General features: G+C 53.5%; 7 protein-coding genes and 1 pseudogene. 2 read left to right on the top strand and 6 right to left on the bottom strand.

What is annotated here, in order from left to right; translation table 11 throughout:
- The first annotated feature begins 85 nt into the window (after positions 1-85).
- Positions 86-2,428 carry a TonB-dependent siderophore receptor gene (locus ACTS9Y_RS10430; protein WP_442585860.1) on the top strand — a complete coding sequence of 781 codons (2,343 nt, stop codon included), beginning with the start codon at positions 86-88 and terminating at the stop codon, positions 2,426-2,428.
- Positions 2,429-2,704: 276 nt separating this feature from the next.
- Entirely contained in the window at positions 2,705-2,875 is a 171-nt protein-coding gene (locus ACTS9Y_RS10435) for a hypothetical protein (protein WP_442585861.1), read from the top strand.
- Here the strand turns inward: ACTS9Y_RS10435 and ACTS9Y_RS10440 are convergent.
- From ACTS9Y_RS10440 to cobA, 6 genes and pseudogenes are all read right to left on the bottom strand, one after another.
- Positions 2,872-7,056, bottom strand: a complete 4,185-nt coding sequence (locus ACTS9Y_RS10440) for a molybdopterin-dependent oxidoreductase (RefSeq protein WP_442585862.1) — start codon at positions 7,054-7,056, stop codon at positions 2,872-2,874. The two genes, ACTS9Y_RS10435 and ACTS9Y_RS10440, sit on opposite strands and share 4 nt — an antisense overlap.
- A gap of 23 nt (positions 7,057-7,079) precedes the next feature.
- Positions 7,080-7,466 (bottom strand): nitrite reductase small subunit NirD, encoded by a 387-nt coding sequence (gene nirD, locus ACTS9Y_RS10445; protein ID WP_442585863.1) that lies wholly within the window; start codon positions 7,464-7,466, stop codon positions 7,080-7,082.
- A 16-nt stretch (positions 7,467-7,482) separates the two neighbouring features.
- Positions 7,483-10,065 (bottom strand): nitrite reductase large subunit NirB, encoded by a 2,583-nt coding sequence (nirB, locus tag ACTS9Y_RS10450; RefSeq protein WP_442585864.1) that lies wholly within the window; start codon positions 10,063-10,065, stop codon positions 7,483-7,485.
- A gap of 494 nt (positions 10,066-10,559) precedes the next feature.
- Entirely contained in the window at positions 10,560-12,248 is a 1,689-nt protein-coding gene (locus ACTS9Y_RS10455) for a protein kinase domain-containing protein (RefSeq protein ID WP_442585865.1), read from the bottom strand.
- A 63-nt stretch (positions 12,249-12,311) separates the two neighbouring features.
- Positions 12,312-13,523 carry a nitrate/nitrite transporter gene (locus tag ACTS9Y_RS10460; RefSeq protein WP_442585866.1) on the bottom strand — a complete coding sequence of 404 codons (1,212 nt, stop codon included), beginning with the start codon at positions 13,521-13,523 and terminating at the stop codon, positions 12,312-12,314.
- A 116-nt stretch (positions 13,524-13,639) separates the two neighbouring features.
- Positions 13,640-14,410, bottom strand: a pseudogene (cobA, locus tag ACTS9Y_RS10465) (uroporphyrinogen-III C-methyltransferase); the annotation flags it as partial.
- Positions 14,411-14,422: the final 12 nt, after the last annotated feature.

Raw genomic sequence — 14,422 nt, forward strand, 5'->3', positions numbered from 1 at the left:
GATATAGCGACAGACTCGATCGCTGATTTTATTAAGGGAAACCATGACAGCACGTTCCAATTTCCAACTTAGTCATCGAGCTAAGTTGAGACAGTTATCCATCGCAGCATTGCTTTCAGTCAGCATCAATGTCTTTGCGGCATCAGCCAATTTAGATATCGCCGCCCAATCACTAGATCAGGCCATCCTAACGTTGGGCAAACAAAGCGGTGAGAATATTGCATTTCCATCTGAACTTGCCAGCAAGCTTAAAGCCCCTGCTATCAAAGGTAATTACAGTGTTGAGCAAGCGCTGGAGGTGCTATTAAAAGGCACCGGACTGACTACCCAAAAGACACCAGCCGGTTATTCAGTCGTCAAGCAAGTCGAAAGCAAGGCAGAAACGTTGCCTGAAGTGGAAGTGAAAGATCAGGCAGTTAAGGAGATTCCTGCTGCATATGCGGGTGGCCAGGTTGCCCGTGGCGGTAAGGTTGGTTTGCTGGGTAACAAGGATTTGATGGATACCCCGTTCAGTGCTACGCAATATACCTCCAAACTGATCGCAGACCAGCAGGCACAGAACCTCGGCGATGTACTGGTGAATGATCCTTCCATCCGTAATACCTATTCGCGTGGCTCGGGCCGTGACGAGTTCAATATCCGCGGTTTTACGCTGTTTAACTATGATTCCATGTTCAATGGCCTGTATGGTATTTCACCGCGTGACTCCAGCTCCATGATAGGCATTGAGCGAGTTGAAGTACTCAGGGGACCAAATGCCTTGTTGAACGGGATTGCGCCTGGCGGCTCAGTGGGTGGAGCGATCAACCTGGTGCCCAAACGTGCAGCTTATCAACCATTAAACCGCCTGACCTTGTCCTATATCGACGATAGCCAGCTGGCGGCCCATGCGGATGTGGCTAGACGCTTTGGCGCAGACCAGCAATTGGGTGTGCGTGTGAATGCCATTAAAAGTTCGGGGGATACGCCTGTAGATGGCTCTAAGGAAAGACTGGATGCCATTGCAATTGGTGTCGATTTCCAGGGGGAGGGATTCCGTCTCGAAGGTGACCTGAATTATCAAAATCGCCTGACTTATGCCCGCAGTGGCCTGCTGTTTGTGGCGCCTGGCGTCCAGATTGGTTCAGCGCCAGATGCCAGAAGTAACTATTTCCCCAGTTGGACTAACTGGGACAGTAACCAGATTTCAGGCACTGCGCGTGCTGAGTTTGACCTGGCCAAAGACTGGATGGTCTATGGGGCACTGGGTGCTTCAGAATATGATTTCAACAGCTTGCAAACTAGCTGGCAGTTGATCAGTCAGCAGGGGGATATCAGGACCAGACCGACCCGCACACAACAATATGTCAAAACCGTGACCGGTGAGGTGGGGGTCAGAGGTAAATTCAGTACAGGATTCCTGGATCACCAGCCAGTATTGAGCATGACCAGTTATTTTATGGAATCTGGATTTTTATCAAATCGCACTACCGGATTTACTTTTTCAAATATCTACTCACCACAAAACGCAGCTAAACCAGCTATTTCATTAATAGGCAATGTTCCGAAAACTTCGGAAACCACGCTGCGCAGTATTGCGTTGGCCGATACTATGTCTATCCTTGATAACGCAGTGCAACTCACGCTGGGTGTGCGCCATCAAGAGGTGATTGTGGATAGTTATGATCCAGCTACAGGTAGCCGCAGGCTTGATCAACATTATGATGAGTCTAAATTGACGCCTACCGTAGCCTTGATGATTCGTCCCACTGAGCAACTGTCTTTGTATGCAAACTACATTGAGGCACTGAATCAAGGACCCATCGCCCTTCCTCCGGCACCAAATGCAGGACAGGTATTTGCACCAACGGTTTCCAAACAGCGCGAAGCAGGTGTGAAATATGACTTTGGACGATTTGCTACGACCGTGAGTGTGTTCGAGATTGAGCGTGCTACCAGCTTTACTGACCCAGCTACTTCACGGCTGGTGGTAAATGGGCAGCAGCGTAATCGCGGGATTGAATTACTGACGCAAGGCGAAGTGATTGAGCATGTGCGGTTATTAGGCGGTCTTGCATTGACTGATGGAAAGCTGGTTAAGACAGAAGGCGGCACCAACGATGGCAATACAGCACCTGCTGTACCGCGGCAGCAATTTAATCTGGCAGCTGAATGGGACACGCCGATACTGCCTGGATTAACACTTACTGCGCGGATGCTGCATACCGGTGAGCAGTATCTGGATGTTAATAACACGCAAAAAATCCCATCATGGAATCGCTATGACCTGGGTGCGCGTTATGCCTTTACTACCGGCAAAGTACCTGTGACTGTAAGAGGATCAATAGAGAATCTGTTTGATAAAAACTACTGGCTCTCCGCCGCCCGTGAGGGGTTATCAGTGGGAGCGCCAAGAACTGTATTGTTTTCTGTGACGGCTGATTTTTAAGTGGATTAAACAGCTATAAACAGGGATGTAGTGGATAGGGAAGGTTTAACACCTTCCCTTTTTTGTGAAGCATGTAAGGCATTAAAGTGCTTAAACCAGGAGAAACTTGCAGAAAATAGTTAGTCATTTCATCACTCTCACTAACCAATCACAGAGCCGCAGCTTACAAGCAAGTAGGGATTGTGAATATTGCATTTCAATCATACTTGGGACAAGGTAAACGCCTTTAGTTTTTGGCATGCAGGCCGAGACGTCAAGGCATAAGGAATGATGACGATGTTAATCAAAAGAATTCAGGCCCCTGCTGGCTGGGCATTGAAAGCGCCTTTATGGGCTATGCCTACAATTGTTCTGTTTGACGATGGCCCACCACCCACCGGCAAGCGTTATGGCATTAATAGAGCTGTATTGAATTTTGTGGCCGATAAAAATAAGCGTATGAATTAGTACACATCGCGCACATAGCGCTTCTCACTCGCCATGTTTGAGACATAGTCAGCCGCGGCTTCAGCGCTCATATTGCCATGCGTTTGCACAATGACTTTCAATGCCGCATCTACATCTTTAGCCATACGGCTGGCATCGCCACACACACAGAAATGTGCGCCTTGTTGCAGCCATTGCCAGAGTTCTGCACCTTGTTCCAGCATGCGGTGTTGCACATAAATCTTTTCGGCCTGGTCACGTGAGAACGCGGTATCCAGCCTGTTTAATACGCCTTCTTTTTGCAGCGTTTCCAGTTGTTCACGGTAATAAAAATCTGTTGCGGCATGCTGTTCGCCAAAAAACAGCCAGTTGAGACCCTTGGCGGCAGTCGCTTGCCGCTCCTGCAAAAAGGCGATGAATGGGGCGATGCCAGTGCCAGGCCCGACCATGATCAGCGGTGCATCCGGGTTTTTTGGCGGACGGAAGTGGGCTGAGCGTTGCAGGAAGATAGGTACATCCACCTCTTGGGCACGGTCAGCCATAAAGGTCGAGCAGACGCCACCACGGGTCAGATTGTCGCCATAACGCACCGTAGAGACAGTTAAATGCACCTGGTCGGGGTGGACTTTCGGGCTGGACGAAATCGAGTACAACCGTGGTTGCAAGCGCTTTAGAACAGCCAGCCAGTCGCTCGCTTCTACCTTGATGGGGAAGTCAAGTATCAGGTCTATCAGCTGTTTGCCCCATAACCAGTCTTTCAGCCGTGTGTCATCTTCCATCAATAGTGCGAGTGCCGGGCTGGCGCTGCGTTGCTGTACAAACTTCAATATATCCGGTGTAATGCGCGCGATTTCATAGTGATGTAACAGGGCATCTCCCAGCGGCAGCTGGCCATGGTCTTTGACTGTCACCATGGTAGAAGCGGAAAGCTTTAACGCACGCAGCAGGTCACCCACCAGCTCCGGGCAGTTCGTTGGCCAGACGCCAAGTGCATCGCCCGCTTCATACTGGAAGTGTGTATCACTTAAATCAAAGCCAAACTGGCGGATTTCTTTATCTGAACCCTCGGCGTTTAGGCGCTGGTTGATGATCAGCCTGGTACGCAAGGGGTGTTGGCGCGTGTAGGCCGGTGCCGCTGGCATGGTTGCGACATCGTTGGCCGCTTCATCCACTGTATTTGCCATCGCCAGCGCTGGCTGGGTGACGGTGGCAGAAACATGCGCCAATGCTGCCACTGTGCTATCCAGCCAGGCTAAGGCCAGTGCTTCAAAATCCGGTTCGCAGTCCACGCGGTCATTCAGGCGTTGTGCGCCCAGTGCTTCCAGTCTGGCATCCAGTTTGCGGCCAAAACCGCAGAACTGGTCATAGTTGGAGTCGCCAAACGCCAGCACGGCAAAATGGGTATTCGACAGCGAGGGTGCATTCTCCGCTTGCAGGCTGTTCCAGAACTGGCTGGCGTTGTCTGGCGCGTCACCGTCGCCAAAGGTGCTGGTGAGCAGAAGTACTTGCGTATATTTAGCCAGATCTGCCACTTTTACAGCATCCATCGCCATTACTGATGCGTGCAGACCGCTGGATTGGATGCGCTCCGCACATTTTTCGGCAAAACCTTCAGCATTGCCGGTTTGCGATGCCCAAAGAATAGCCACGGTGGCAGCAGCTGTTGCCGGGCTAGCAGAAAAATCAGGCAAGCCGCTAGGGAATTGGTCACCATGCGGTAACCAGCTGCGCGCAAATAATCCGGCCAGCATGCCATTGACCAGCAAGTGTTTGGCCGGGGCAAGTGGTGCGCCTTCCGGCAGCATGGGTACGCCCCCCATTTTGCGTGATTCTTCGCTGCGCAGGCCACTGATAAAGCCTTGCAAATAAAGTTGTTCCTGCGCTTCGAGGACGATTTCAGGCGCGTTATCCAGGCCCAGTAACCTGGCCAAAGCATCGATATCTTTCATGGAAAGTTCCTTTTTGTGCGTGCTTGCCTCACCGGTTGCTATGAGGGCTAGCTCTTCTGTATCTTTGCCCAGCGGCGCAGGGGCGCTGGCAACGCGTGTCATGGTCACGGCGCAAAACTTGAATTCGGGTTGTTGGGAGATGGGGTCAATCGCATCGCTGGTCACGGCATTAATGGTCAGGTCTTCGCCATACACATCATTCCAGTGAAACGGGGCAAAGCAGTTACCGGCCCGCACACGGTCAGTCACCACCGCGGGTAACACGGCGCGGCCACGGCGCGAACGGATTTCAACCAGATCCTTATCCTGTATGGCCAGCGCGGCGGCATCTTCAGGATGCAGCTCTATAAATGGCCCCGGGTTGAGTTTGTTCAGGGTGGGGATCTTGCCGGTTTTGGTCATGGTGTGCCACTGGTGTTGCAGGCGGCCAGTGTTGAGCACAAACGGAAAGTCGTGATCCGGGAGTTCAGCAGGTGCCATGTGCGGGCGGGCAAAGAAAATGCCTTTACCACTGGGCGTTGCAAAAGCAATACGTGGCTGGCTACCGTCTTCGCGCACTTTTAATACCTGGCTGACGCCATCGTTAAGGTAGCGAATCGGGTGTCTGTCATCCTGGCTATCTGGTGAGCAAGGCCATTGCAGTGATGTTTCGCGCAGCTTGTCATGGCTGGCACCACGAATGTCATAGCCTGTTTTCAGGTTGGTTGTGCGTGTGATCTCTGCAAAGACTTCGGCACCACTGTTGTAACTGAAGCCTTCGCTAAAACCAATTTCGCAAGCGACTCTGGCAATGATCTGCCAGTCTGCCATGGCTTCGCCCGGTGGGTTCACCGCCTGTTGCGTCAGCGTCATATTGCGTTCGGAGTTGATCATCACGCCTTCGGCCTCGGCCCATAACGCACCTGGCAACAAAATATCGGCATAGCGATTGGTTTCGGTGTCAAGGAAGGCATCCTGGGCGATCACCAGCTCGGCTTTTTCCAAACCGGCGATCACGTTTTTGCGGTTTGCCATACTGGCGACCGGATTGGTACAGATCACCCAGCAGGCTTTGATTTTGCCGGCCATCATCTGCTCGAACATGGCAACTGTGCCGCCACCGAGTCGGGTGTGCAGGGTACCTTCCGGCACTTGCCATAACTGTTCGATAAACTGGCGGTCTTGTTCTACCAGCACCGAGCGCTGGCCAGGTAAGCCAGGGCCCATATAGCCCATTTCACGGCCACCCATGGCATTGGGTTGTCCGGTCAGTGAGAACGGGCCGCTGCCCGGGCGGCAGATCGCGCCTGTGGCCAGGTGCAGATTACAAATCGCATTGGTGCTCCAGGTGCCGTGGGTGCTCTGGTTCAGGCCCATGGTCCAGCAGCTCATCCAGTTTTTGCTGGTGCCTATCCAGTCTGCGGCCGTGCGGATATCGCTTTCGTTCAGGCCGGTGATCTCGGCGACTTTTTCCGGTGAATAGTCTTGCAGAAAGTCCGGCATGACTTCCCAGCCTTCGGTAAATTCGGCGATGAACTGAGCATCGGTATGGCCATTCTTCACCAGCAGGTGCAGCAGGCCATTGAGCAAAGCCAGGTCAGTCCCTGGTTTGATCTGCATAAACAGGTTGGCTTTATCGGCCGTGGTATTGCGGCGAGGGTCGACTACGATCAGTTTGGCACCGGCTTTGACTCTATCCATCATGCGCAGGAACAGGATAGGGTGGCAATCGGCCATATTAGCGCCGATCACGAAAAATACATCGGTCTGGTCAAAGTCCTGGTAAGAGCCTGGCGGGCCATCGGCACCTAATGACAACTTGTAGCCGCTACCGGCGCTGGCCATGCACAGACGGGAATTGGATTCAATATTGTTGCTGCCCAGGTAGCCTTTGACCAGTTTGTTCGCCAGATACTGCGATTCAATCGACATCTGGCCAGAGACATAAAGCGCAATCGCATCCGGGCCATGCTCGTCCAGAATGGCGCGTAAACGGCGCGCCGTTTCCTTGATGGCGGCGTCTATCCCGGTGCGTACTGATTCCTGCCCGCGATGCTGGCGGACATAGGCGTATTCCAGCCGGCCTGATTCGGCAATAGCCTGTATACAGGTGCTGCCCTTGGTACACAGGCGACCAAAGTTGGTGGGATGTTCTTTGTCGCCATAGACCTTGATCACGCGCTGGGTTTTAGTTGCCGGGTGATCCTCAACTTCCATCACGATACCGCAGCCAACACCGCAGTAGGGGCAGACTGATTTGACTTTAGTCGTCATGCTAGCCTGGTCTCGACCTGCGGTTAAACCTGCACCCAGACTGCGCTATCGCGCAGTTCCACCGGGTAGGTGTGTAAGCGGATATCGGCATCTTCCACGCAGATGCCGGTACTCAGCTGGTAGTGGTGTTTGTAGATGGGCGAGGCAACGACACGTTCGCCGCCGAGATCACCGACGATGCCGCGCGAAATGACATTGGCATCACTGTGCGGATCGTAGTTATCGATGGCGTACAGCAGGTCGTCCTGCAAGCGGAAGATCGCGATCTGGCGGCCATCAACCAGGGCGCATACGCCGGTATTCGGCCAGATATCATCCAGCGCACACACCGCGTGCCATGCACCTGCGGTGGGCAACGCCGTTAAGTTGCCTGTGCTATCAGAGGAAGCTGTTTGTTGTATTTGACTCATGTTTCTACTCCGTGAATTACTCTGTTGGCGCCAGGATAGGAATGACTTTCGCCGGTTTCTTTCCCTGTGCCTGCTGCTTTTCTTCTACCGTGGCGGGACGCATCTGGTCGCGTTCCTTGACGAAGACGATATTGGTATCGCCAGCCATGCTGTTCACAAAGCTGCGGAAACGCTTGCGCACTTCAGGGTCATTGACGGCGGTCTTCCACTCGTCCTGGTAGTTATCCACCACATGTTGCATCTGTGCTTCCAGCTCGGCGCCCAGTTCAAGTGAGTCGTTGATCACGACCTGCTTGAGGTAATCCAGCCCACCTTCGAGGTTGTCGCGCCAGGTGCTGGTGCGTTGCAAACGGTCGGCAGTGCGGATATAGAACATCAGGAAGCGGTCTATCATGCGGATCGCATCTTCTTTACTGAGGTCACTTGCCAGCAACTCTGCATGGCGTGGTTTCATGCCGCCGTTACCGCATACATACAGGTTCCAGCCGCTCTCGGTGGCGATCAAACCCACGTCTTTGCCTTGTGCTTCGGCGCACTCACGCGTGCAACCTGAGACACCGAACTTGATCTTGTGCGGCGCGCGCAGGCCTTTGTAACGGTTCTCCAGCTGCACGGCCAGGCCGACGCTGTCGTCCACGCCATAACGGCACCAGGTAGAGCCGACACAACTTTTCACGGTACGCAATGATTTACCGTAGGCATGGCCGGATTCAAATCCGGCGGCGATCAGCTCTTCCCAGATATTCGGTAATTGTTCGACGCGGGCGCCAAACATATCCACGCGTGCACCGCCAGTCACTTTGGTATACAGCTTGTATTTCTTGGCGATCTGGCCGATGGCGATCAGGCCGTCAGGCGTGACTTCACCGCCTGGCATCCTTGGCACCACTGAATAGCTGCCATCTTTCTGGATATTGCCCAGGAAGTAGTCATTGGAATCCTGCAGCGAAGCCAGGTCTTTCTTCAGAATAAAGTCGTTCCAGACGGAAGCCAGCACACTGGCGGCAGTCGGTTTGCAGATATCGCAGCCCAGGCCTTTGCCATGCTTGTGCAACAGGTCGCCAAAAGTCCTGATCTGTTCCACGCGTACCAGGTGGTACAGCTCTTGGCGCGAGTAGGGGAAGTGTTCGCACAGGTGATTGTTGACGGTCATGCCCAGCTTGACCATTTGTGCTTTCATGACTTGTGTCACTAACGGCACGCAGCCACCGCAGGCGGTGCCGGCTTTGGTGCATGACTTGATTGCGCCTATGCTGCAATGACCAGCAGCCACCGCTTCGCCGATCGCCCCTTTGCTGACGTTGTTACAAGAACACAGCACCGCAGTATCGGGCAACGCATCCACGCCCAGACCAGGTTTCTCCTTACCATCGCTGGCAGGCAGGATCAGGAACTCAGGGTTTTCCGGCAATGCCATGTCGTTGACAGTCATTTGCTGCAAGGTGCCGTATTCATCGGCATTACCGATCAGCACCGCGCCCAGCAGTTTTTTGCCATCTTCGCTGACGACAATTTTTTTGTAGATATTGCGCACTTCATCTGTGTACTGGTAGCTACGGCAACCGTGGGTTTTGCCGTGCGCATCGCCTACACTGGCCACATCTACGCCCATCAATTTGAGTTTGGTGCTCATGTCTGCACCCTGGAAAGTAGATGCAGTTTCGCCTGCCATATGTGCGCAAGCGGTACGTGCCATGTCATAGCCAGGCGCGACCAGGCCGAACATTTCGTCGTTCCAGCTGGCGCACTCGCCGATGGCGTAAATGTCGTGGTCGCTGGAGCGGGAGAAATCATCAATCGCGATACCGCCACGGGCGCCTATCGCCAGGCCAGATTCACGCGCCAGTTCATCACGCGGGCGGATACCGGCGGAGAACACGATCATGTCGGTTTCCAGCCAGGTTTCATCAAAAAACACCATGCGGTGGCGCGCAGTCGCACCATCCACAATCGCGGTGGTATTACGGCTGGTATGTACATGTACGCCCAGGTTCTCGATCTGGCTGCGCAGTACTCGTCCACCAGCTTCGTCCACTTGCACCGCCATCAGGCGCGGCGCGAATTCAACCACGTGGGTATCCAGGCCCATATCGCGCAATGCCTTGGCACATTCCAGGCCCAGCAAACCGCCGCCGACGACCACACCACTCTTGGCAGTTTTACCTGCCGCGGTCATGGCTTCCAGGTCTTCTATCGTGCGGTACACAAAACAGTTTTCGCGGTCACGCCCGGCGACTGAAGGCACGAAAGGGACTGAGCCAGTTGCCAAGACCAGTTTGTCGTACGCCAGGGTGGTGTTATCTGTCAGGGTCACGATATGCTGATGGCGGTCAATATGGCTCACGCGCGCATTCAGGCGCAGTTCCAGTCCGGGGCGGTCATAAAAACCAGGCTCGACCAATGACAGGTCTTCAGCCGTGCTGCCGGAGAAAAAGCTGGAAAGGTGTACACGGTCATAAGCAGGCCGTGGTTCTTCGCCCAAAACCGTGACTTGCAGCTGTGCGGCTTCCAGATCCGGATGGCGTTTCACCAGCTCCTGCATAAAATAATGTCCCACCATGCCGTTGCCGACAACTACTATGCGGGTGTGTTGATTCATCGTATGTTCCCCATCAGATTGCAAGCATGGCACTCGTTCTTTCATGCACATGCTTGCGGTTTAACTAAACTATTTACTAAGCACTATTTTTAAAGCCTAAAGACGAAAAAAGGCGTCCATAGCTTATTCCGCAACTGCCTGATGCACTGCGTAAAAAAGCTATGGACGCCGTTGTCCATAAAGAGATTTCCCAGAATCAGGAATTCTCTTTTACTAAAAATACTCATCGAAATGAACGAGATTTAGTACCTGATAAGCAATTGATATGCCAAGGTGAAGAGTGTTATTTGGACGGATTTCTTAAATAATATAAGTGATTGTTTTATATATATTTAATTTAATCGGGAGCGATGGGCTTTCGAACTGTTAATCGCGACAATCCTTACTTGCACCAATAGCCAGACGCACGGTTATGATGCAAAAAAAGGCGATTGCACCAGAATGGGTCTTCGCCGATAAAAGGCGTTTTTCTGGTGCAGAAGAGTGGTTTCTTATCAGGAAATAAACAGCAGGTAGATCAGGATGACGTTTGCAAACAGTGAGCAGATCGCCAGCCATTGCCATTTCACCAGCCTTGCACGGCCGATCAAGGGTGTGCGGGGAATCACTAATGGCTTCAATTCGCCATGTTCCAGTGCCAGCAACATTTCTTCTGCGGTTTCAAACCGGTCGTCAGTTTTTCTGGCAATCGCTTTAAGAATGACGTTTTCCAGCCAGGCCGGGATCTCGGGCCGGTAACGGCTGGGTTTGATCGGCTCGCCGAAGCGCGGTGTCTGGAAAGGCTCGATCTCACCGTAGGGATATTTGCGTGTCAGCAAGTGGTACAGCGTGACACCGGCCGCATAAATGTCTGCCTGGCGGTCAGCCACTTTGCCATCAAATAACTCTGGCGACATAAAACTGGGCGTGCCCGGATTTTCCATTTGCTCAGGCATGGGCAGGGTAGGGTTCAGGGCGACACCCAAATCGAGGATGCGCAATCGGGTGTCACTGCCGATATGAATATTGGCCGGTTTGATATCGCGGTGCACGATATTCAGGCGGTGCAGCATGCTTAAACCGCGCAATAGATCCTGCCCGATATTCGCCACGCCATTCATGGTGAAATGGTGCCCGGCATCCAGCCTTTGCTGCAAGGTCGAACCTTCATGCCAGGTCATCACATAATAAAGCGCGCTGCGTTGATCAAGTGTGAGCGGCAAGATTTGTGGCACGCATTGCGAGACCACGCGCTTGGCCAGCCATTCTTCATTCAATAAGGCTTCGCAACTTTCCTTGTCATCGGCACGTGAGGGTTGCAGGGTTTTTAATACGAACAGTTGCCCGGCGCCATTTTTGACCTGGTAGAGGATGCTCAGGCGCGAGTCATGAATGACTTTGGTGACGGTAAAGCCGTCGATCTGGCTGCCGACTGCAAGCCTGGGCGGCAACGGCAGGCTGAGGGCATCGGCCAGCATATCGGTCAGGTGATCCTGGCCCACGCTTTCAATATTGACGATGACGGCTGAGGCATTATCCTGGCCGCCTTTTTCAACCGCCAGCGCCGTCAGGTATTCAGCGACCATTTGCGGTGAGCGATAAAGCATCAGCGCTCGGTGGATTTCAGCATCGCCCAGCGCGGCCCATACGCCGTCGCTGACAATCGCATACACGTCACCGGGTTGCAGCAGGCCTTCGGCGTAATCGACTGTCAGCTGGTCATCCAGGCCAACGGCGCGTTTAAGTACGTGCCGCATATCCGGCCTGTCCCAGACATGGTCTGTGGTGAGGCATTGCAAGGATTGTTCACGCAGGCGATAGATACGCGTGTCGCCCACATGCGCGAGCACATAGCGTTGACCGCGCAAGACCAGCATGGACAAGGTTGTCGCCATGCCAGCCATCTTGCTATCCTTGCGTGCCTGCGACAGCACCCACAGGTTGGCGGCTTGCACGACCTTGTCCAGGGCATGTTGTATGGTCCAGGTTTCCGGGGTGGCATAGTAATCAGCCGAGATGCTTCTGGCGGTCATTTCTGACGCTTCAGCACCGCCCGCGCCACCACTGACACCATCGGCAACCAGCATGAGTGCGCCTTTGATGGCCAGTTGTGACTCAGACGGGGTGACGACCGTGACATAGTCCTCGTTACGCGGCCGCGGGCCGATCACGCTATGCTCACCCACTTTAAAAACAAGACTCATAAGCCAGTTATTTTAATCGATATTGAGGTTTGAATTTTGGCCTTGGTTATACCTTGGCTCAGCTTATACCTTGGCCGCCGTCACGCTGGAAGCGCCCCAGGTAGTCCGCCAGCGGTTTTTCACACCGGTCAGGCCTACCAGCGCCAGAATGGCTAATCCGGCAAAAATGATCAGGCCTGTCTGATAACTGCCGGTGATCTGCTTGGAGTAACCCAGGCTGGAAGCCAGGTAAAAGCCGCCTATACCGCCTGCCATGCCGACCAGGCCAGTCATCACGCCTATCTCTTTACGAAAGCGCTGCGGTACCAGCTGGAATACCGCGCCATTGCCCATGCCCAGGGAAGCCATCGCCAATACAACCACGCCCAGCCCTGCAATTTGGGTGCTGATGCCAAAACTCAGTATAAACAGGAAAATGGCGGCGAGTATATACATGGTGCTCAGGGTGCGGATACCGCCTATGCGGTCAGCCAGCAGGCCGCCAAACGGGCGCACCAGTGAACCGGCAAATACGCAGGCAGCCGTGAAGTAACCAGCATGTACCGGGTCCAGGCCATACTGGTCGTGGAAGTAAATCGTCAGCGAAGAAGCCATGCCGACAAAGCCACCGAAAGTCACGCAATAAAACAGCATGAACCACCAGGCATCTTTGTCTTTCAGCACCGCCATATATTGCGATAGTGATTTTGGTGCCGGGGTATCCGGCGCATCTTTGGCAAATACGCTATATACGATCAATGCCAGCAATAACGGGATCAGTGCCAGGCCAAATACATTGTTCCAGCCAAAAGCGACTGCCAGGCCTGGTGCAAATAATGCTGCTAAAGCCGTGCCTGAGTTACCCGCGCCAGCAATGCCCAGGGCCGTGCCCTGATGCTCAGGCGGATACCAGCGTGAAGCCAGCGGCAGGGCCACGGCAAATGCGGCACCGGCAAAGCCAAGAAATACGCCTAGCAGCAAGGCTTGCTGATAAGTGTGTATGCCATGCAACCAGGCGATGACTAATGCAGCCAGCACGATCACTTGGCCGATCAGGCCTGCTTTTTTAGGTTTGAGCTGGTCAACCAATACGCCCATCACAATACGCAGCAGTGCGCCTGTGAGCACCGGTGTAGCAACCATCAGGCCTTTTTGCGCCGGGTTTAGTTGCAGGTCTGCGGCAATTTGCACGGCCAGCGGCCCGAGCATGACCCACACCATAAAGCTCAGGTCAAAATAAAAGAACGCTGAAAACAACGTAGGCTTGTGGCCTACCTCCCAAAAACTCTTTTTCATGTTTATCTCCGGTTAATTCAAAATAGCATATCTGTCACTGGTATCTGCACTTAAGATCTACTTAAATATCGCTCTAGGTAAATATCGGTCAGCGCAAATACAGATCAATTCTTTTTTTAATTGGCATTCACTGCCTGCAAGTATTCAAACTGCTCCAGTGCCTGCAATGTCTTGGCACTATTCGCCATTTTCACCACTTCGCCGACCACGATCATGGCCGGACTTTGCATCTGGTGCTGGTGGCTAAGCATAGGCATGGCTTCAATGGTGCTGACCAGCGCACGTTCATCAATGCGCGTAGCACTTTCTACTATCATGCATGGCATTGCCGGTGACATGCCAGCGGCGATCAGTTCGCGGCTGATATCGGCTAGGTGCTGCATACCCATGTAAATCACCAGCGTGGTATTGCTTGCTACCAGTGCCTGCCATGGCAATGGCCCGCCATCCTGCGTATGCCCGGTCACCAGGGTCACACCGTGATTAAGGCCTCTATGGGTAGCGGGTACATCCATGCTGGCGCAGGCGCTCAGGCCGCTGGTCATGCCGGGAATCACTTCATAAGCAACCCCAGCGGCGCGCAAAGCCAGCATTTCTTCACCGCCACGGCCAAACACAAACGGGTCACCGCCCTTGAGACGTATCACTATTTGCCCTTGTTCAGCCAACGCGATCATCATGCGGTTGATAAAGTGTTGCGGGGTAGACTTGCAGCCGCCACGCTTACCCACGTGCACAATGCGTGCCTGCGGGCAGTGCGTGAGCAGGTCCGGGTTGACCAGGTCATCGACCAGTACCACTTCAGCTTGCTGCAAGGCCTTGATGGCTTTGAGCGTGATGAGGTCTGGGTCACCGGGTCCGGCACCTACCAAATAAATTTTTCCGGCTGTAGTCATGAT

Origin of the sequence: Methylophilus sp. (assembly GCF_052173275.1) — a bacterium.
GTDB lineage: Bacteria > Pseudomonadota > Gammaproteobacteria > Burkholderiales > Methylophilaceae > Methylophilus.